The sequence below is a fragment of the Streptomyces sp. NPDC005962 genome, assembly GCF_040629205.1.
In the GTDB taxonomy this organism is placed as follows: Bacteria; Actinomycetota; Actinomycetes; order Streptomycetales; family Streptomycetaceae; genus Streptomyces.
In genome coordinates, this window is record NZ_JBEXVE010000044.1 from 63,238 (window position 1) to 82,069 (window position 18,832).

Sequence of the window (18,832 nt, forward strand, 5' to 3'; positions counted from 1 at the left end):
GACTCGCGTACCCGAGGGCGTGACGACAGTGAGCGAAGAGGCGACCCGAAAAGCCGCGGCCATCACGGTGACCAAAGCCGACCGGCAGTATCCCGACCTGATCAGCGGGCTCAACCAGCGGTATGTGGCCGCACCCGAATCCATCCGTATGGTCACCTCCACCGAGCAGGTGGTCGCCGCAGTCCAGGAGGCCGTCGACCGGGGCAAGCGGCTCAGCGTCCGCTCCAGTGGACACTGCTACGAGGACTTCGTCTTCAACTCCGAGGTGCGGATCGTCCTGGACATGGCGGGGATGAACGACATCTCCTACGACCGGCACCGTAACGCCGTCGTGGTGGGGTCGGGCGTCACCAATCTCCGGATGTACCAGAACCTCTATCCGAAGTGGGGCGTCGTCATCCCCGCGGGGTTCTGCTACTCGGTCGCCATGGGTGGCCATGTGAGCGGCGGCGCCTGGGGGCCGCTGTGCCGCATGCACGGCCTGGTCGTCGACCATCTGTACGCGGTGGAGGTGGTCGTCGTCGACCGCGGGGGCCGGGCCCGCGCGGTGGTCGCCACCCGGGACGAGGACGACCCGAACCGGGACCTGTGGTGGGCCCACACCGGGGGCGGCGGAGGGAACTTCGGGGTGGTCACCCGCTACTGGTTCCGCTCACCGGGCGCCAGGGGCGCGGATCCGCACGATCTGCTGCCCAAACCCCCCGCCGAGCTCCTGGTCAGCGCGGTGAGCTGGCCGTGGAGCGAGCTGAGCCGGGAGGAGTTCATCAGGCTGGCGCGCAATTACGCCGCCTGGCATGTGGCCAACCTCGGGCCGGACGACCGCCACTCCGCCCTGATCAGCCAGTTGGTGCTCAACCACCGGTCGGCCGGCCAGGTCGGCATGCTCGTCCTGGTGGACGCCTCGGCCCCGGACGCGGAACAGCTGCTGACGGAGTACCTCAAGCAGATCAACGACGGCATCACGGTCCGGAACGGCCCGATGACCGAGGCCATGGGCGATCTCCCGGCTCTGCCGCAGTTCGCGGTGGCCCGCAGGCTGCCCTGGCTGCAGGCCGTGCGGCTGCTCGGCACCACCAACAGCGTGCTCAACGACCCGACGCTGCGCGCCGAATACAAGTCGTCGTTCATGCGCGCGAACTTCCCCGACGGCCAGCTGGAGGCGCTGTACAAGCACCTCACCCGCGATGACATCGACAACCCGAACATCAGCGTGCAGCTGACGTCCTACGGCGGCCGGATCAACGCCGTCGACCCGGCCGCCACCGCGGCCCCGCACCGGGACGCCGCCTTCAAGATGCTCTGGCAGGTGTTCTGGAACGACGAGGCCGACGACGACACGTATGTGAACTGGGCCAGGGAGTGCTACGGCGAGGTCTACGCGGCGACCGGCGGCGTCCCGGTGCCCAACGAGGTGACCGACGGCTGCTATGTGAACTACCCGGACGCCGACCTGGGCGACCCCCGGTTCAACACCTCGTCTACGCCCTGGCACGAGCTCTACTACAAGCAGAACTATCCCCGCCTCCAGCGGATCAAGCAGAAGTGGGACCCGCGAAACGTGTTCCGGCACGGCCAGTCCATCCAGCCGCCCGCCGCCTGAGCGACCGGTCTCCGCGTGCCCTCGGCGGTACGCGGGGACCATCCCGCGGACGAACATCCGAGCCGGCCGCGGCACCGGCCTCGCGCACGGGGCGGGCCACCGGCCCGTCGTACCGCCGACCGCAAAGGAATCTTCAGATGACGTCACTGCTGGCCATATCCGGAAGCCCCGCGGTCCGTTCGCGCACCGCCCTGCTGACGGGCCATCTTGTGCAACGCCTGTCCCTGGAGGGATTCCAGACCGGGCATGTGCGAGTACGGGATCTGCCGGCGGCGGAGCTGCTGTCCGGCCGGGCGGACAGCCCCGCGTTGTACCGCGCGCTGGAGGCGGTCTCCGCCGCGGACGGCGTCGTCGTGGCCACGCCCGCCTACCAGGCCGCGTACAGCGGTCTGCTGAAGACGTTCATCGACCTGCTGCCGCGGAACGGACTGGCCGGGAAGGCGGTGCTGCCGCTGATGACCGGCGGCAGCCACGCCCACGCCCTCGCCATCGACTACGCACTGCGCCCCGTGCTGTCGTCCCTGGGCCCCCGGCACATCGTGCGGGGCGTGTTCGTGCTCGACACCGACATCGGGATCGGCGCGGACGGCACCCTCCGCGTCGCCCCGGACACCGAACCGCGGCTGGACCAGGCGGTCGGGGAGTTCCTCGCCGCGCTCCGGAGCGGGGTTCAGCTGCCCCTGCTGCCGTCCAGCCGGGTGGCCGGTGGCTGAGGCGGCGGGTCCTGATCCCGCAGGTGGTCGGTCATGGCTCTTTCTGGGTCAGCCATGGCTCCTGGTGGTGCCCTTGCCGGAAACCTCATCCGTGCGGGTCAAGCTGCATGCCGGTACTCGTGGAGGATGCCGCCGAGGCGATCGAGACCCCCAGCTCGGGTTCTCCTTAGGCGACAAACAGCGAGAAGACGCTCACCGCCGCGCATACTGTAAGCGACGGACGCGCGATCAGAGGGGGACCGGTCACATGACGCAAGGGAATGAGGGGCATCGTCACCGGCTGCGACGGCTCAGCGATGTCTCGGCCGGTCACTGGGTCGAGCAGGGGGTTGGTGACTTCGACTCCGGCGTCAACGCGCTGCTCCCAGTCGGCTTCGAGGCGTACGCGCGCGTACTGCACCCAGTCGAGCTGGCCGACGACCGGTTCATGCGCTGGAGCGAGGCGGCCGAGCGATCCGGCCGGGCGTTGCACTCCCAGAGCCGGTTCGAGGAGATCGCCGGGCCCAAACCCGAGGACGAGCCGCAGCAGGGGCAGTTTCCGGCGGAGTTGTTGCCGGTCCTCTGCGAGGTGCTCGCGGCGCACACCTCCACGGCGGAGCAGTGCTACTTCGGGCTCTGGGAAGGCTGGGGCTGGATCGGCGCACTCGGTGACGCGGTCGGCGAAGGCCCCTGGGTGGAGTTGAGCGGACGCCGATACCTGCTCTTCGAAGGTCCGGTCGGGGCGGCCACCGAGCTGGGTGACAGCGGGGACGGGTATTTCTTCCCGCAGTCCCCGAATCTGTGGTGGCCGCAGGACCGCGTCTGGTGCGTGGCCACCGATGTCGACCTGCACTCCACGTACGTCGGCGGATCCGCCCGCCTGGTCCAGGACCTGGCGGGCGAGCCGCACCTTGAGGTACTGCCGGCGCAGCTGTCCGACCGTCTCGGCTGAACCTGAACCTACTTCTTCTTGCAGGCGTTGATCGTGACGCTCTTGCTCTCGTCGCGCACTGTCTTGGTGTGCGGCGTGTATCCGGCCGGGAACGTGACGACGCCCTTGGAGTATCCGGTGTACTTCTGCTTCTTGACACAGCGGCGGGCGGCGTTCTGACCGATCTTGTTCCTGCCGGTGTTGCTCTTGACGCTGCTCTGCTTGTAGAGGTTTCCGTTCTTGTACAGCGCGACGCGGATAGAAAGGCGGGCCACCTTCTTGGTGCAGGTGGTAGTGGCGGTGACGTTCACCATGTGGCGGTTGTCCGCATCCGCGTGGTGTGAGTAGTGCGGCAGATGTGTTGTGATCTTGCAGGTGATCACGTCGGCGCTCTTGGCGCCCGTGCCGGTCTTCTTGCTCGTCACGGTCGTCACGGTGCTGGAACCGGCAACGGAGCCCGTCGCGGCTCCCGCGCTCCCCGCTCCCGTACCCGCAACCACCAATGCGGCTAAGCCGCTGGCAACCGCCGTGCGCGTCATTGTCTTCACTGGCTCGTCCTCCCCGTTGGCGAAACCTGCGCCCATCATGCTTCCGCGGGACGGGCGGCAGCCGTATCCGTGCGGGTACTCAAGCAACGCCTGAGTACCCGGAGTCGTCAGCGACCGCCAGAGTGGACCCCGGTCGCGGCCGCATCCCTCGACGACGCTTCGCGTCGAGCTTCCCTGTGCTGTCGATCTCCTGGAAATCCAGCATTTCGCGGATCAGCCGCGCTCGCCCGACCTGGAAGCACGGCGGCCGCGTCTTCATGGCCGACCAGGGCGAGATCCTCCCCGACGACCCCGAGGACCCAATGCGGACCTGACCTGCGCGGTTCCATCAGGATCTGCGGGAGGGCAGACCTTGGAACAGAAGGTAACCCAACTTTCAGCGGTCGTTGCCCCGGGTCGCCTCTGGACACAGTGCGGGGTGTCGGACGGTGCAACTGACCTGCAGCGAAGGGGTCTTCAGCCCAGTACCTTGTGTCACCAACATCCCGGACAGCACACCTAGATCGTGCGCCGACAGGGCGCCTGACGGGCAGCTGCCCTGGTCAGGCGCCCTGTCTCTGTGGTGTCTAGAAGAAGCCGAGCTTCTTCGGGGAGTACGACACCAAGAGGTTTTTCGTCTGTTGGTAGTGGTCCAGCATCATCTTGTGGTTCTCGCGGCCGATCCCCGACTGCTTGTAGCCGCCGAAGGCGGCGTGGGCCGGGTAGGCGTGGTAGCAGTTCGTCCATACCCGGCCCGCCTGGATGGCGCGTCCGGCGCGGTACGCGGCTGTGCCGTCGCGGGTCCAGACGCCCGCGCCGAGGCCGTACAGCGTGTCGTTGGCGATCTCGATCGCGTCCGAGAAGTCCGCGAACCGGGCCACGGCCACCACCGGGCCGAAGATCTCCTCCTGGAAGACGCGCATGTGGTTGCCGCCCTCGAAGATGGTGGGCCGGACGTAGTAGCCGCCCTCCAGCTCGCCGCCCAGTTCGGCGCGGGTGCCGCCGGTGAGGATGCGGGCGCCTTCCTGCTTGCCGATGTCGAGGTAGGAGAGGATCTTCTCCAGCTGGTCGTTGGACGCCTGGGCGCCCATCATCGTGTCGGTGTCCAGCGGATGGCCCTGGACGATCTTCTCGGTACGGGCCACGGCCGCGTCCATGAAGTCCTGGTAGTGGCCCGCCTGGACCAGCGCACGCGACGGACACGTGCACACCTCGCCCTGGTTGAGGGCGAACATCGTGAAGCCTTCGAGGGCCTTGTCGAGGAAGTCGTCGTCGGCGGCCGAGACGTCGTCGAAGAAGATGTTCGGGCTCTTGCCGCCGAGTTCCAGGGTGACCGGGATCAGGTTCTCGCTCGCGTACTGCATGATCAGACGGCCGGTCGTGGTCTCGCCGGTGAAGGCGACCTTGGCGACGCGCGGGCTGGAGGCGAGCGGCTTTCCGGCCTCCACGCCGAAGCCGTTGACGATGTTGACGACGCCCGGCGGCAGCAGGTCGGCCACCCGGTCCATCCAGACGTGGAGCGAGGCGGGCGTCTGTTCGGCGGGCTTGAGGACCACCGCGTTGCCCGCGGCCAGCGCCGGGGCGAGCTTCCAGGCGGCCATCAGGATCGGGAAGTTCCACGGGATGATCTGGGCGACCACGCCCAGCGGCTCGTGGAAGTGGTAGGCGACCGTGTCGTCGTCGATCTCGGAGAGGCTGCCCTCCTGGGCCCGGATCGACCCCGCGAAGTAGCGGAAGTGGTCGATGGCCAGCGGGATGTCGGCGGCCAGGGTCTCCCGTACCGGCTTGCCGTTCTCCCAGCTCTCCGCGACCGCCAGCTCTTCGAGATGCTGCTCCATGCGGTCGGCGATCTTCAGCAGCACCGCGGCGCGCTCGGCGGGCGCGGTACGGCCCCAGGCGGGCGCGGCCGCGTGCGCTGCGTCCAGGGCCCGTTCGACGTCCTCGGCGGTGCCCCGGGCGATCTCGGTGAACGGCTGCCCGTTGACCGGGGACGGGTTCTCGAAGTAGCGGCCCTGGGCGGGGGCCACGTACTCCCCGCCGATCCAGTGGTCGTAGCGCGGCTGGTAGCTGACAACCGATCCCTCGGAGCCCGGGTTTGCGTAACGCGTCATGGGGGCGGCCCTCCCTGTCGTGCCTGCGGGCTCCGCCCGCCACGGGACGGGCGGAGATGAGGGGAGGCTAGACGCGGCAACGTTGCGGCAACGTTGCGTCGCTGTGACCGCCGTCCAGATGACCGCCGTCCCGCCGAACCCCGTCGCCGTGCACGCCGTCCAGATGCCCGCCGTCCCGGTGCGCGCCCTCCGGGCCGCCGCCGACCGCCGCCAGGCCGTACACCTCGCGCAGCCGCCGCACCCGCGCCGCCGGGACGGCCCGGCCGGGGGAGTGCGGCGGATGGGCGGCCAACAGCGCCTCCGCCACCTCCAAGTCGTCCTCGCCCCACGACGTCTGCGCCCAGCGCCGCAGCAGCTCCTGGTCACCGCGGGACAGCACGGCCCGCCGCAGCCCGTCCTCCAGCGTCCGCCGCATCCGGCACACCCCGGGCGCCTCCGACATCGGCAGCAGCGGCCCCGGATACGCCCGCAGGGCCGTGGACACCTCACCGGCCGCCAACTCCTCGGCCGCCAGGCTCACATCGGTCCGTACCGGCCCGCACAGCCGGTACGGGCGCGAGCCCAGCAGCGGGCCCACCAGACGGCGCAGCCGGGACATCTCGGCGCGCAGCGTCACCGGGGACCGGCGGTCGGCCCGCTGCCCGTACAGCTCCAGCGCGAGCCGGTCGCCGCTCAGGCCCTCCGGGTGGCCCGCGAGCAGCACCATGATCTCGCTGTGCCGCCGCCCGAGCCGCAGCCGCCGCTCCTCGGTGACCAGCAGCGCCTCGTCGCGGCCCAGCGCCGTCAGCGAGACGTGCGGCCCGCGCGCCGGGGGCGCCAGCGCGGCCAGTTGCGCCTCGGCGGCGCGGGCGGTCGCCTGAACCAGGGCGAGGCTGTGCGGGGCGGCCAGGTGGTCGCCGCCGGTGAGGTCCACCGCGCCCAGTAACCGCCCGGAGTGCGGGTCGTGGAGGGGGGCCGCGGCGCAAGTCCACGGCTGGACGCTGCGGTTGAAGTGCTCGGTGGCGAAAATCTGCACCGCGTGGTCGAGGGTGAGCGCGGTGCCGGGAGCGTTGGTCCCGGCGTGGCGCTCGTCCCAGCGCGCCCCGGCCACGAAGTTCATCCGCTCGGCCCGGTGGCGTACTCCCGTATGCCCCTCGACCCACAGCATGCGGCCGAGGTCGTCGCAGACCGCGAGCAGATGGGCGCCGTCGTGCGCGATGCTGCCCAGCAGCTCGCGGAAGAGTGGCATCACCTGGGCCAGTGGATGGTCGGCCCGGTACGCCTCCAGCGCGTCGTCCGTCAGATCGATCGGTGCCACGCACTCCTGCGCCACCCGGGCGTCGGCCGAGCGCCGCCAGGAGTCCGCCACCACCGGGCGGACGGCCGGGCCCATGGCCCCTTCCGTCAGGAACGCCTCGTGCGCGCGGCGCACGGCGCGGGTGCGCTCCGCCGGATCGGTGCCGGATGCCATCGCCAGCCAGGGATTGACCACGGGGCCTCGCTCAACGGTACGGAGGGTCGGGTGGGACGGAGGGTCAGGTGGGCGGGGTGGCGGGGACGACGCGGCTGCCGAGCGCGGGGGCGGGGGCGAAGCCGGGCGGTGAGGCGTAGCCGCAGGAGTGGCAGATCTTCCACCCGTCCTGATTGACGGCGAGTTGGCCGCCACAGCTCGGGCACTGCTCGGAACTCATGATCGATCCTTTGGTTCATGCGCAACGGGCCGGTCAGGGCCACCCCAGCGCTCAGATTTCCTTGTGAGGCGGATGCCCCGCAATAGTCAGAACAAGCCGCGTTGCGATACGGCTCCGGTGCGGGATCGGTTCACCGGAACGGAAGGAGCCGGGAGCCTTCCGGCTCCCGGCTCCGCGCCACTGTTTCCCTTGATCAGCTGATGGCCTTGATCAGTTCTCCGTTGCCGGTGTCGCCGCTCAGCTCCCAGAAGAAGGTGCCGCCGAGGCCCTGCTGCTGCTTGTAGGTCATCTTCCCGGCGATGGTGGCGGGGGTGTCGTAGCTCCACCACTGGTTGCCGCAGTGCGCGTAGGCCGTCCCGGCGACCGTGCCGGTGGCCGGGCACGAGCTCTTGAGCACCTTGTAGTCCTCGATGCCCGCCTCGTACGTCCCCGGTGCGGCGCCGGTCGCGGTGCCGCCGGGGGCCGCCTGGCTGACGCCGGTCCAGCCGCGCCCGTAGAAGCCGATGCCCAGCAGCAGCTTCGAGGCCGGGACGCCGAGCCCCTTGAGCTTCTGGATCGTGGCGTCGGTGTAGAAGCCCTGCTGGGGCAGGCCGCTGTAGGAGGTCAGGGGCGAGTGCGGGGCGGTCGGGCCCTGGGCCGCCCAGGCGCCGAAGAAGTCGTACGTCATCGGGTTGTACCAGTCCACGTATTGCGCGGCGCCCGCGTAGTCGGCGGCGTCGATCTTGCCGCCGGACGAGGCGTCGGCCGTGATCGCGGCGGTGACCAGGTTGCTCTGGCCGAACTTGGCGCGCATCGCCGCCATCACGTTCTTGAACGCCGCCCGGCCGCTGGTGTCGCAGGTGTTGCCGCAGGCGTTGGGGTACTCCCAGTCGATGTCGATGCCGTCGAAGACGTCCGCCCAGCGCGGGTCCTCGACCAGGTTGTAGCAGGACTCGGCGAACGCCGCGGGGTTCTTGGCCGCCTCGCCGAACCCGGACGACCAGGTCCAGCCGCCGAAGGACCACAGGACCTTGAGGTTCGGGTGCAGCTTCTTGAGCTTGCGCAGCTGGTTGAAGTTGCCGCGCAGGGCGCCCGCGTCCCAGGTGTCGGCCTTGCCGTCGACGCTGCCCGCCGCGTCGTAGGCCTTGTCGTAGTCGGCGTAGGAGTCACCTATGGCGCATTTGCCGCCGGTGACGTTGCCGAAGGCGTAGTTGATGTGGGTGAGCTTGGCGGCCGACCCGGAGGTCTCCACGTTCTTCACGTGGTAGTTCCGCTGGTATATGCCCCACTCGGTGAAGTAGCCGACCACCTTGTTGCCGGCCGCTTCGGGAGCCTTCGCGGTGGTGGGGGACTTCGCCGCGGAGGCGGCACCGGGGCCGGACTCCGCCGCGGAGGCGGTGCCGGGGTCGGCCGTCGCCGCGCCCGCCAGCAGGGTGGCGGTCAGTACCGCCGTCGAGAGGGCCGCGAGTGCTGCCCGCAGTCCGCGTGGTCTGAGCATGGGTTCTCCTCGGTGGGGGGTGAGGGGAGATGAAGTGCCCGACGACCTGACCCGATATTGACATGCACGCGCAGGGCAGGGTGGGAGAACGGTAGAAGGACTAGACCAGTGGGGTCAATGGTCTGGGCCAATCCCGTCCGGGCAACACCCGGACGGGCGAACTTTGTTGAAGATCGACAGACCGGTGACGCGGGCCTTTCGATCGGGCATACTCCAACCGCCACGGTGCAGGTCATCACCCGTTCGTGACCCGACGGGACGACCGGCTCAGCGGCAGGACAAGGGCGGCGCCGCCCCCACCGGGCGCGTACGCCGCCGCCGCGCCCTACAGGGAGAGGAGAGCGCCGCCATGACCGACCACGGCCCGCAGCCGGTGGAACGCGAGCTGCCCACCGAGGAAGCCCGCGACCTGATATCGCTCGTCCGCGAGCTGACCGAGCGGGAGATCCGCCCCCGCGCCGCCGAGGAGGAGGCCGCCGGGCACTTCCCCCGTGAACTGTTCACCCTGCTGTCCGAATCGGGGCTGCTGGGGCTGGTGTACCCCGAGGAGTCCGGCGGCGGTAACCAGCCGTACGAGGTCTACCTCCAGGTCCTGGAGGAGCTGGCCGCGGCCCGCCTCACCGTCGGCCTCGGCGTCAGCGTCCACACCCTGGCCTGTCACGGCCTCGCCGGATACGGCAGCAAGGAGCAGCTGGCCGAACACCTTCCGGCGATGCTCGGCGGTGGACTGCTCGGCGCGTACTGCCTCTCCGAGCCCTCCTCCGGGTCCGACGCCGCGGCCCTCACCACCCGGGCCACCCGGGACGGCGACACCTGGACGCTGGAGGGCGTCAAGGCGTGGATCACCCACGGCGGCGTCGCCGACTTCTACACCGTGCTCGCCCGCACCGGCCCCGAGCGCACCCGTGGCATCAGCGCGTTCCTGGTGCCCGGTGACGCGCCCGGGCTCTCCGCCGCCGCCCCCGAGCGCAAGATGGGCATGAACGGGTCGCCCACCGCGCAGATCCACTTCGACCGGGTCCGGGTCCCCGACACCCGCCGGATCGGCGAGGAGGGCCAGGGCTTCGCCATCGCCCTGTCCGCCCTCGACGCGGGCCGTCTGGGCATCGCGGCCTGTGCGATCGGCCTCGCGCAGGCGGCCCTGGACGAGGCGCTCGCGTACACCGCGCAGCGCAAGCAGTTCGGCCGTCCGATAGCCGACTTCCAGGGGCTGCGCTTCACGCTGGCCGACATGGCCACCCAGATCGAGGCCGGGCGCGCCCTCTACCTGGCCGCCGCCCGGCTGCGGGACGCGGGGCGGCCGTTCTCCAAGCAGGCGGCCATGGCCAAGCTGTTCTGCACCGACACCGCGATGCGCGTCACCACCGACGCGGTCCAGCTGTTCGGCGGCTACGGCTACACGGCGGACTTCCCGGTCGAGCGCTACATGCGCGAGGCCAAGGTCCTGCAGATCGTGGAGGGCACCAACCAGATCCAGCGGGTGGTCATCGCGCGCGCTGTCGCGGGTCCCGAAAGCCGGTAACCGGCATCCGCCGGAGGCGGTCAGGGGGCGCGGCGATGCCGGGCCCCCGCCGTTTCTGCGTGCGTGTTACGAGCGGTTTCCGCGTCCGCGTTACGAGTGCGCGACGGCGTGCCGCGTGATCGGGCGCGAGCCCGGACCGCCGATGTGCGAGAACGGCTGCTTCCGCCAGTCCAGTCCCTCCGGAAGGGTCAGCAGCAGCGCCGCGTCCTGCTCGTGCGCGTCGAGCGTGGCGTCCGCGGCGGCGGCGTCCGCCACCCCGCGCCCGGTGCCGGCGCAGACCATCAGTCCGAACGGGTTCCACGGAGACGGGCACAGCGCGTGCTCCGGGAGTTCGTACTCGTCCGCGAGCAGGGCGATTGGCTGCGCGCAGTCCGGGCAGATGACCCGGAACATTTCGTAGGTCTCGTAGGTTTCGATGTCGCCTTCGTCGAGGCGCTCAACGTAGGGCATGAGATTTCCCCCTCGGGTGGGCTGGCCAGGCGCGTCGGCCTCGACCACAGCAAGCATTTCCCTTGCCACCGCATAGGTAATCGCCGCATCCCATAGGACACCCATGAGGAGATGTGGTGTTCGTCACATGCCCCGTGCAGATGCTCCGCGTCCGGAGTGGTCCGGAGGCGCTCCGTGGGGTGCGCCCGCTGTGCCGGGAGGCCTCCGACCACATAAGGTGATCGGCTGTGGAGGAGTTGGACAGACAAATCGTGGAGCTGCTCGTCAAGGACGGCCGGATGAGCTACACGGACCTGGGCAAGGCCACCGGCCTGTCCACATCGGCCGTGCATCAGCGGGTCCGCCGTCTCGAGCAGCGGGGTGTGATCCGCGGCTACGCGGCCGTCGTGGACCCGGAGGCCGTGGGGCTGCCCCTGACCGCCTTCATCTCGGTCAAACCCTTCGACCCCAGCGCGCCGGACGACATCTCCGACCGGCTCGCCGAGGTCCCCGAGATCGAGGCGTGCCACAGCGTGGCGGGCGACGAGAACTACATTCTCAAGGTGCGGGTCGCCACCCCGCTGGAGCTGGAGCATCTGCTCAGCCGCATCCGCTCGCTGGCCGGGGTCTCCACCCGTACCACCGTCGTCCTGTCCACTCCGTACGAGGCGCGCCCGCCGCGCGTCTGACCGACCCCGTACGGGCCCGGCCGGACCTGTGGTCCCCGGTGCCCGGATCGTCCGAAAACCGACCCCGCGAGGCAGCCCGCCGTGAACGACCCGACCCCCGCCCAGGCCGACGAAGGCCGTACCGTCCTGCTGCGCGGGGGCGAGGTGCACAGCCCTGCCGATCCGTTCGCGACCGCGATGGTCGTCGAGGGCGGAACCATCGCCTGGGTCGGCTCCGAGGGCGCCGCGGACGGCTTCGCCGACGGCGTGGACGAGGTGGTGCGACTGGACGGGGCGCTGGTCACCCCCGCGTTCACCGATGCGCATGTGCACACCACCGCCACCGGGCTCGCCCTCACCGGCCTCGACCTGACGGGCGCCCCCACCCTCGCCGACGCCCTGGAGCGGGTCCGTGCGCACGCCGCCGCCCACCCCGCCGACCAGATGCTTCTCGGCCATGGCTGGGACGCCAGCGGCTGGCCCGGGGGACGCCCGCCCTCCCGCGCCGAACTGGACGAGGCCGCCGGCGGCCGCCCGCTCTACCTCAGCCGGGCCGATGTGCACTCCGCGGTCGTCACCACCGCGCTGCTCGACCGCGTCCCCGGCATCACCGGACGCACCGGCTACCACCCCGACGCGCCGCTGACCGCCGACGCCCACCACGCCGTGCGCGCGGTCGCGTACGCGAGCGTGACGCCGGGACAGCGCGAGGACGCCCAGCGCGCCGCCCTCGCCCGCGCCGCCTCCGTCGGCATCGGCTCGGTCCACGAATGCGCGGGCCCCGGCATCTCCGGCGAGGACGACCTCACCGGCCTGCTGCGGCTCGCCGCCGCGGAGCCCGGCCCCCGGGTCCACGGCTACTGGGCCGAGGCCGTGACCGGCCCCGCGGACCTGGAGAAGGTGCGGGCGCTGGGCGCCGCGGGCGCCGCCGGAGACCTCTTCGTGGACGGCGCCCTCGGCTCCCACACCGCCTGCCTCCATCAGCCGTACGCCGACGCCCCGCACACCGGCACCGCCTACCTGGACGCGGCCGCCGTCGCCACCCATGTCGCCGTCTGCACCGAGGGCGGCGTCCAGGCCGGGTTCCACGCCATCGGCGACGCCGCCGTCTCCGCCGTCGTCGAGGGCGTACGGGCCGCCGCCGACAAGGTGGGCCTGGCCCGGGTGCGCGCCGCCCGGCACCGCGTCGAGCACGCCGAGATGCTCGGCCCCGAGGCCATCGCCGCCTTCGCCGCCCTCGGCCTCACCGCCTCCGTCCAGCCCGCCTTCGACGCCGCCTGGGGCGGCGAGGAGGGCATGTACGCCCAGCGGCTCGGCCCCGAGCGGGCCCGCACCCTGAACCCGTACGCGGCGCTGCTGCGGGCCGGGGTGCCCCTGGCGCTCGGCTCCGACAGCCCCGTCACCCCGCTGGACCCGTGGGGCACCGTGCGCGCCGCCGCCTTCCACCGCACCCCCGAGCACCGCGTCTCCGCCCGCGCCGCGTTCACCGCCCACACCCGCGGCGGCTGGCGGGCCATCGGGCGGGACGACGCGGGCGTCCTGGTGCCCGGCGCGCCCGCCGACTACGCGGTGTGGCGGACCGGGGAACTCGTCGTCCAGGTCCCCGACACGCGGGTGGCGGACTGGTCGACCGATCCGCGCTCCGGCACGCCCGGGCTGCCCGACCTCACCCCCGGCGGCCAACTGCCCGTCTGCGTGCGCACGGTGGTGGGCGGACGCACCGTCCACAGCGGTCCGGACGAGTGACGGAAAAGCGCCGGGTACCGCCGAACGATGTCCCACCGGCCTGTCGCGGCAGCTGAACATTGTCCGTACTGACCTGGTCATTTGAGGAAACGGCGCAGGTCATGCCACTGTTGACAGGGTCCGGTCGGTGGCCGGTAGGTTCGGCCCCGTCCACCACTGGACACCCGACCGGGGAATCTTCACGCAGTCGTCGAACGCCGCTGGGCCAGAGGGAGACGCGCCGCCCAGGCCGTCACCACTGGGAGCCAGGTCCAGCGCACGGGGGCGAGGGAGGGTCGCCGGGTCGGCAGGTGCGACCCGGGAGGGGCCCGGACGCTCAGTAGACAACGGCTCTCGGTCGACCCGCAGCCAGCGGGTCCCAGGTCGGCCCGAAGGGCGTCGGGCCCCCATCCGCACGCACACGGCGGACCGCCCCCCGCGAGGGGGCGGCATCCGCCGAAATTCAGGAACATCGACCTCAACCGGTCTGGACAGGCCTGGACAGGTCCGCACAGGGAACCCCGGTCTTCTTCCCTGCGTTCCGCACCTCGGGGACACAGCCGCGCGCCCGCGTTATACGGTCACCTCACCACAGCTTGATTGGCAGGAAGGCCGCACCGTGCCCTCGGGTTCCGACACCACCGCCGAAGCCGCCTCGTCCGGCCCGGCCGAAGAACGACCGGCCGGGTCGCGGACGTCCGCCGCCGCGCCCCGACCGGGCGACGAGGGCGACGCCGCGGCGAAGGGGGCCACGCCGCCCGGTGGGGACCGCCCCGGACGCCTGCGCCGCCTGGGCCGCCTCGCCCGCCGTGAGGCCGGGCGCAGCGCGCTCGCGGCCGTCGCCGGGCTCGCGCTCGGGTTCGCCTTCCCGCCGTTCGGTCTCTGGCCGCTGTCCCTGCTGTCCGTGGCGGCCCTGAGCCTGCTCACGCACGGCCGCACCGCCCGCCAGGGCGCCTGGACGGGGTTCGCGTTCGGGCTGCCGTTCTTCCTGCTGCTGCTGAAGTGGCTGAGCGTGATCGGCTGGGACGCGGTCATCGGCCTGTCCGTCATCGAATCGCTCTTCGTGGTGCTGATGGGCGCCGGGTTCGCGCTGGTCTCCCGGCTGCCGGTGCCGTCCCTGTGGCCGCTGTGGACGGCCTGTCTGTGGGTCACCGAGGAGTGGGCCCGGGACCGGGTGCCGTTCGGCGGCTTCCCCTGGGGGCGGCTGGCCTTCGCCAACACCGGGTCGCCGTTCACCCCGCTCGCCGCGCTCGGCGGCGCCCCGCTGGTCACCTTCTGCACCGCGCTGACCGGCGGACTGCTGGCCTCCGCCGCGCTCGCCGGGTGGCGGCTGCGGGCGGACGGCGGTCTCCGCGTCCGGGGCGCGCTGCCCGCCGCCGGTGCGGTCGTCGTCGCGGCCGCCGTGACCGCGGCCGGATACGCCGTGCCGATCCCGACGAAGGCGGACGACAGCGTGGACGTCGCCGTCGTCCAGGGCAACGTGCAGCAGGCGGGCATGGACTTCCTGGGCCGCCCCATGAAGATCCTCAACAACCACGTCAACGCCACGCTCGACCTGGCCAAGGACGTCAAGGCCGGCCGGATCAAGAAGCCTGACCTGGTCATATGGCCGGAGAACTCCTCCGACCTTGACCCCTTCCAGTACCGGGAGGCGTACGCCCGGATCGACGAGGCCGTGAAGGCGATCGGCGTGCCGGTGCTGGTCGGCGCCCTGGTCGACCATCCCCGCAAGCCGGGCTATGTGTTCAACGAGGGCATCGTCTGGGACCCCAAGGACGGCCCCGGCGCCTCGTACACCAAGCAGCACCCGGTGCCCTTCGGCGAGTACGTGCCGTTCCGCAAGGAACTGAGCAAGATCATCACCCGGCTCCAGCGCGTCCCCCGCGACTTCTACCCCGGCGACCACACCGGGCTGATGAAGGTCGGCCCGGCCAAGCTGGGCGATGTGATCTGCTTCGAGGTCGCGTACGACGAGATCGTCCGCGACACGGTCAACGCGGGCGCCCGCGCGCTCGTCGTCCAGACCAACAACGCCACCTACGGCCGCACCGGCCAGCCCGAACAGCAGCTGGCCATGTACCGGCTGCGGGCCGTCGAGCACGGCCGCCCGGTGATCAGCGCGGCCACCAGCGGGATCAGCGCGGTCGTCGCGCCGGATGGCACGATCGAGCAGCGGACGAAAGAATTCACGCAAGATGTGCTCACCGCGCGCATCCCGTTGCGTGACGGCACGACCCTCGCCGACCGCGTCGGTGCGACCCCGGAGTGGGTGCTCGCTATGGTGGGCGTTCTGTCCTGCGCGGCCGCGATCATGATCGGCCGTCGGGGACGTACGGACTAGAAGGGGCAAGTAGCCGTGAGCGACGCACGCGAGGCCGAGGAGCCGACCACCGAGGCCGACCAGCCGCGCACAGGGGCCGATGGGCCCGGCACCGAGGACGGGGGTCCGGAGCCGCGCCTCACCGGCCAGGACGACGACGGGCGGCGGAAGTACGGTCCGCTGGGCACCGTCCTGGTGATCATTCCGACCTTCAACGAGGCGGAGAACATCGCGCCGATCGTCGCCCGGGTCAGGGAGTCCGTACCGGACGCCCACATCCTCGTCGCCGACGACAACAGCCCGGACGGCACCGGCAAGGTCGCCGACGAGCTGGCGGCCGAGGACGACCACGTCAAGGTCCTGCACCGCAAGGGCAAGGAAGGCCTGGGCGCCGCCTATCTGGCGGGCTTCCGCTGGGGCATCGAGCACGGCTACGGCGTCCTGGTGGAGATGGACGCGGACGGCTCGCACCAGCCCGAGGAGCTGCCCCGGCTGCTCACCGCGCTCAAGGGCGCGGACCTGGTGATCGGCTCGCGCTGGGTGCCCGGCGGGCGGATCGTCAACTGGCCCAAGTCCCGCGAGTTCATCTCCCGGGGCGGCAGCACGTACTCCCGGCTCATGCTGGACGTGCCGATCCGCGATATGACGGCCGGTTACCGGGCCTTCCGCAAGGAGACCCTGGAGGGGCTGGGCATGGAGGCCGTCGCCTCCCAGGGCTACTGCTTCCAGATCGACCTGGCCTGGCGCGCCGTCAAGGCGGGCTTCCACGTCATCGAGGTCCCCGTCACGTTCATCGAGCGCGAGCGCGGGGAGAGCAAGATGAGCCGGGACATCGTCACCGAGGCGGCCTGGCGCGTCATGTCCTGGGGTGTGGGGTCACGGGTGAACAAGCTGCTGGGCCGCAAGGAGCCGTAGCCACCCTGGGGGTCTGCGCGCTCGGAGTAGTCCCACGGGCGGCGGTCCGTCACCTGCCGGACACTGAAGGCGGAAGGAGGCGGAACATGCCCAAGACGACCATGAAGAGCAGCAAGAGCGCACAGCGCAGGACGATGGCCCCCAAGGGTGCGAAGTCCGGCGGCATGGAGGCGCGTACCAAGGAGGACCTGTACCGAGAGGCCCAGAAGGCCGGTATCGAGGGCAGGTCGCAGATGTCGAAGAGTCAGCTGATCTCCGCTCTGCGCCGTAGCCGCTGAGCCCGGACATCCCGGGATCTCGGCATCTCTCTGTCCAGTCGACCGGTCATCCAGTTACCCAGACGCCGAAACGATCCGCTAGCGGATACCCGGGACGGTCAGCGCGGTCAGCAGTGCCGTCCCGGCGATCATCCAGGCGACGTAGTCGCCGACGTGCCCGGACTGCAGCCGCCGTACGGGCGCGAGCAGCGCGGCCGCCCCGGTGCGGGCGGGCCGCCGCACCGCCAGTGCGGCCAGGGCGATGGCGAGGGCCGTGGAGAGCGGCCCGAGCAGGAGCCCGGCCGCCGACCAGTGCGGCGGCGCGAACGCCGGGGCGGACGCCGCGCGTCCGCCCAGCACCGCGTGCCGGTAGCCGGAGCCGTTCGGTGAACAGCGCCCCGGCCCGGCCGGTGGCCGACGCCAGCGGCGGGAGCAGCCCGACCGCCAGCGCCCCGGCCAGCAGCACCGCCGGTACGGCCAGCATCGGCACCGGAATGCGCCCGAGGCGGCCGCCGGCTCCTCCTCGCCGGTGGTCTCCGGGCCCGCGCTCCGCTTGTCGTGCGGCGGGCGGCCCGCCCCGGCGAAGACCCGCAGGCCCACCCGCAGCACCGCGCCGCCGGTCACCGCCGACACCAGGACGTACAGCGCGGGCAGCACCGCCGCCGGAACCCCGAGCAGGGCCGTCCGGCGCACCAGCCGGGAGTCGGGCAGGACGCCGAGGAAGCGGGCGTAGACCAGCGTGCCGGTGGGCCCGAGCACGGACAGCACCAGCGCCACGTCCACATACCCGGGGCGGCCGAAGCCCTGCGCGGCGGGGAGCAGCGCCAGACCGCCCAGCGGCGAGCTGAGGTTCTGGGCGATCAGCCGGTCCTCCGGCGCCCCGCGGGAGACCCGCCACAGCGCCGGTCCGAGGGCGAGCAGCGGCACCAGCGCCACCGGCAGCCAGCCGTCGGCCGCGCTCACCGGTCTGTCACCACCCGGCGCGCGGCGCGGGCGACGAGGGCGACGAGCAGCGCGGCCGCCGCGCCCACCAGGACCTCCAGGGAGTCGACCGTGCCGATGAGCACGAGCCAGACCCCGGTCAGCGCCAGCCACCAGGCCAGCACTTCGAGCACACCGGACATTCCGCCACCCCCGCGGCGGCGGGTCCCCGGACCACCGCCGCCGATTCCCGGTGGATTCCGTCCGGCGCTTCCTGGATCAGATCCATGCCCCGGGGTCCGTGCGGTGCCCGGGCCCGGGCACACTTGGAGGCATGATGACCGGCGCATCTCAGCAGAGCGACTCGACCCGCCCGAAGCGCACCCGGGCCCGCACCTTCGTACCGCTGGGCATCGCTGCCTGGCTGGTGCTGGAGATCTGGCTGTTGAGCCTGGTCGCGGAGGCGGCCGGTGGCTTCACCGTCTTCCTGCTGCTGATAGCGGGCGCGGTCGTGGGCGCGGCCGTCATCAAGCGGGCGGGGCGGCGGGCCTGGCAGAACCTGACCCGGACCATGCAGCAGGGCGCCGAGCCCGCGGAGCAGCCGGGGCGCGCCGGGAACTCCTTCACCATGCTCGGCGGGCTGCTGCTGATGATCCCGGGGCTGATGTCGGACGTGGCGGCGCTGCTGTGCCTGTTCCCGCCGACCGCGTCGCTGCTGCGGCGGCGCGTCGAGGTCACGCTGTCGCGCCGGATGGGCTACACGCCGGGCTCCCTGGGCGGCCAGTTCCGGCAGGGCGGCGGCCCGGGACGGGAGCCGGGGCCGGGGTCCGCCGAGGGCCGGGGGGACGGCCAGGTCATCCAGGGTGAGGTGGTCCGGGACGACGTGAACCCGGATGACACGGCCCGAGGTGACGCGGGCCGGGGTGACGTGGTCCGGGACGACAAGGACTGATCGACGAAGGGCTGGCCGACGAGCGCACAAGGGCCGGGGCCACTGCTGAGCAGTGCACCGGCGCGGATGTCGAAGGTCATGCCGTCGACGGCCCGACGCCTGCCATAACTCTTCC

General features: G+C 71.6%; 18 protein-coding genes. 10 read left to right on the plus strand and 8 right to left on the minus strand.

The window, feature by feature from the left end:
- Positions 1 to 28 precede the first annotated feature (28 nt).
- The 3 genes from ABZ370_RS41335 (at position 29) to ABZ370_RS41345 (ending at position 3,244) form a co-directional block, all read left to right on the plus strand.
- On the plus strand, positions 29 to 1,600 hold the full coding sequence (locus tag ABZ370_RS41335) for an FAD-binding oxidoreductase (RefSeq protein ID WP_358632836.1): 1,572 nt from the start codon (positions 29 to 31) through the stop codon (positions 1,598 to 1,600).
- 137 nt (positions 1,601 to 1,737) lie between these two features.
- The gene (ssuE, locus tag ABZ370_RS41340) at positions 1,738 to 2,313 is read left to right on the plus strand and encodes an NADPH-dependent FMN reductase (RefSeq protein WP_358632839.1); all 576 of its coding nucleotides are present in this window, start codon (positions 1,738 to 1,740) and stop codon (positions 2,311 to 2,313) included.
- Positions 2,314 to 2,560: 247 nt separating this feature from the next.
- A complete protein-coding gene (locus tag ABZ370_RS41345; RefSeq protein WP_358632842.1) occupies positions 2,561 to 3,244 on the plus strand; it encodes a hypothetical protein in 684 nt (227 codons plus the stop codon).
- Between the two features lie 8 nt (positions 3,245 to 3,252).
- Here ABZ370_RS41345 and ABZ370_RS41350 read toward each other — a convergent pair whose 3' ends face one another.
- The 5 genes from ABZ370_RS41350 to ABZ370_RS41370 all read right to left on the minus strand — a co-directional run bounded on the left by ABZ370_RS41350 (position 3,253) and on the right by ABZ370_RS41370 (position 9,008).
- Positions 3,253 to 3,648, minus strand: coding sequence for a hypothetical protein (locus ABZ370_RS41350; RefSeq protein WP_358632845.1), 396 nt, complete (start codon positions 3,646 to 3,648; stop codon positions 3,253 to 3,255).
- A gap of 689 nt (positions 3,649 to 4,337) precedes the next feature.
- Positions 4,338 to 5,861, minus strand: a complete 1,524-nt coding sequence (gene adh / locus ABZ370_RS41355; protein ID WP_358632848.1) for an aldehyde dehydrogenase — start codon at positions 5,859 to 5,861, stop codon at positions 4,338 to 4,340.
- Positions 5,862 to 5,928: 67 nt separating this feature from the next.
- On the minus strand, positions 5,929 to 7,332 hold the full coding sequence (locus ABZ370_RS41360; RefSeq protein ID WP_358632851.1) for a GAF domain-containing protein: 1,404 nt from the start codon (positions 7,330 to 7,332) through the stop codon (positions 5,929 to 5,931).
- 43 nt (positions 7,333 to 7,375) lie between these two features.
- Complete coding sequence (locus tag ABZ370_RS41365; RefSeq protein WP_358632854.1) at positions 7,376 to 7,531, minus strand: hypothetical protein; 156 nt, start codon at positions 7,529 to 7,531, stop codon at positions 7,376 to 7,378.
- Between the two features lie 193 nt (positions 7,532 to 7,724).
- Positions 7,725 to 9,008: a glycoside hydrolase family 18 protein gene (locus ABZ370_RS41370; RefSeq protein WP_358632857.1), complete on the minus strand. Its 1,284-nt coding sequence runs from the start codon at positions 9,006 to 9,008 to the stop codon at positions 7,725 to 7,727.
- A 349-nt stretch (positions 9,009 to 9,357) separates the two neighbouring features.
- Between ABZ370_RS41370 and ABZ370_RS41375 the strand changes: the two genes are divergently transcribed.
- Positions 9,358 to 10,530 (plus strand): acyl-CoA dehydrogenase family protein, encoded by a 1,173-nt coding sequence (locus ABZ370_RS41375; RefSeq protein ID WP_358632860.1) that lies wholly within the window; start codon positions 9,358 to 9,360, stop codon positions 10,528 to 10,530.
- A 90-nt stretch (positions 10,531 to 10,620) separates the two neighbouring features.
- Here the strand turns inward: ABZ370_RS41375 and ABZ370_RS41380 are convergent, their stop codons facing one another.
- Positions 10,621 to 10,980 (minus strand): hypothetical protein, encoded by a 360-nt coding sequence (locus ABZ370_RS41380; protein ID WP_358632863.1) that lies wholly within the window; start codon positions 10,978 to 10,980, stop codon positions 10,621 to 10,623.
- A 227-nt stretch (positions 10,981 to 11,207) separates the two neighbouring features.
- Here ABZ370_RS41380 and ABZ370_RS41385 point away from each other — a divergent pair, with 227 nt between their 5' ends.
- The 5 genes from ABZ370_RS41385 (at position 11,208) to ABZ370_RS41405 (ending at position 16,865) form a co-directional block, all read left to right on the plus strand.
- Positions 11,208 to 11,648, plus strand: a complete 441-nt coding sequence (locus ABZ370_RS41385) for an Lrp/AsnC family transcriptional regulator (RefSeq protein ID WP_009713557.1) — start codon at positions 11,208 to 11,210, stop codon at positions 11,646 to 11,648.
- Positions 11,649 to 11,729: 81 nt separating this feature from the next.
- Positions 11,730 to 13,373 carry an amidohydrolase gene (locus tag ABZ370_RS41390; RefSeq protein WP_358632866.1) on the plus strand — a complete coding sequence of 548 codons (1,644 nt, stop codon included), beginning with the start codon at positions 11,730 to 11,732 and terminating at the stop codon, positions 13,371 to 13,373.
- A gap of 598 nt (positions 13,374 to 13,971) precedes the next feature.
- On the plus strand, positions 13,972 to 15,693 hold the full coding sequence (lnt, locus tag ABZ370_RS41395) for an apolipoprotein N-acyltransferase (protein WP_358632869.1): 1,722 nt from the start codon (positions 13,972 to 13,974) through the stop codon (positions 15,691 to 15,693).
- Between the two features lie 159 nt (positions 15,694 to 15,852).
- The gene (locus tag ABZ370_RS41400) at positions 15,853 to 16,587 is read left to right on the plus strand and encodes a polyprenol monophosphomannose synthase (protein ID WP_358632886.1); all 735 of its coding nucleotides are present in this window, start codon (positions 15,853 to 15,855) and stop codon (positions 16,585 to 16,587) included.
- Positions 16,588 to 16,673: 86 nt separating this feature from the next.
- Positions 16,674 to 16,865, plus strand: coding sequence for a Rho termination factor N-terminal domain-containing protein (locus ABZ370_RS41405; protein WP_358632872.1), 192 nt, complete (start codon positions 16,674 to 16,676; stop codon positions 16,863 to 16,865).
- Between the two features lie 78 nt (positions 16,866 to 16,943).
- On the opposite strand, the gene ABZ370_RS41410 is transcribed toward ABZ370_RS41405, so the two are convergent.
- On the minus strand, positions 16,944 to 17,807 hold the full coding sequence (locus ABZ370_RS41410) for an MrpF/PhaF family protein (RefSeq protein ID WP_358632875.1): 864 nt from the start codon (positions 17,805 to 17,807) through the stop codon (positions 16,944 to 16,946).
- Positions 17,804 to 17,968 carry a hypothetical protein gene (locus ABZ370_RS41415; protein WP_358632877.1) on the minus strand — a complete coding sequence of 55 codons (165 nt, stop codon included), beginning with the start codon at positions 17,966 to 17,968 and terminating at the stop codon, positions 17,804 to 17,806. The genes ABZ370_RS41410 and ABZ370_RS41415 overlap by 4 nt, the downstream gene beginning before the upstream one ends.
- Positions 17,969 to 18,102: 134 nt before the next feature.
- Here ABZ370_RS41415 and fxsA point away from each other — a divergent pair, with 134 nt between their 5' ends.
- Complete coding sequence (gene fxsA, locus ABZ370_RS41420; RefSeq protein ID WP_358632880.1) at positions 18,103 to 18,717, plus strand: FxsA family membrane protein; 615 nt, start codon at positions 18,103 to 18,105, stop codon at positions 18,715 to 18,717.
- Positions 18,718 to 18,832 lie beyond the last annotated feature (115 nt).

What these genes read in the sequence shown, in the direction of transcription:
- ABZ370_RS41370 (WP_358632857.1), bottom strand. Translation starts at nt 9,008, where the DNA reads ATGCTCAGACCACGCGGACTGCGGGCAGCACTCGCGGCCCTCTCGACG.
- ABZ370_RS41380 (WP_358632863.1), bottom strand. Translation starts at nt 10,980, where the DNA reads ATGCCCTACGTTGAGCGCCTCGACGAAGGCGACATCGAAACCTACGAG.
- ssuE (WP_358632839.1), top strand. Translation starts at nt 1,738, where the DNA reads ATGACGTCACTGCTGGCCATATCCGGAAGCCCCGCGGTCCGTTCGCGC.
- ABZ370_RS41365 (WP_358632854.1), bottom strand. Translation starts at nt 7,531, where the DNA reads ATGAGTTCCGAGCAGTGCCCGAGCTGTGGCGGCCAACTCGCCGTCAAT.
- ABZ370_RS41415 (WP_358632877.1), bottom strand. Translation starts at nt 17,968, where the DNA reads ATGTCCGGTGTGCTCGAAGTGCTGGCCTGGTGGCTGGCGCTGACCGGG.
- ABZ370_RS41405 (WP_358632872.1), top strand. Translation starts at nt 16,674, where the DNA reads ATGCCCAAGACGACCATGAAGAGCAGCAAGAGCGCACAGCGCAGGACG.
- ABZ370_RS41345 (WP_358632842.1), top strand. Translation starts at nt 2,561, where the DNA reads ATGACGCAAGGGAATGAGGGGCATCGTCACCGGCTGCGACGGCTCAGC.
- adh (WP_358632848.1), bottom strand. Translation starts at nt 5,861, where the DNA reads ATGACGCGTTACGCAAACCCGGGCTCCGAGGGATCGGTTGTCAGCTAC.
- fxsA (WP_358632880.1), top strand. Translation starts at nt 18,103, where the DNA reads ATGACCGGCGCATCTCAGCAGAGCGACTCGACCCGCCCGAAGCGCACC.
- ABZ370_RS41375 (WP_358632860.1), top strand. Translation starts at nt 9,358, where the DNA reads ATGACCGACCACGGCCCGCAGCCGGTGGAACGCGAGCTGCCCACCGAG.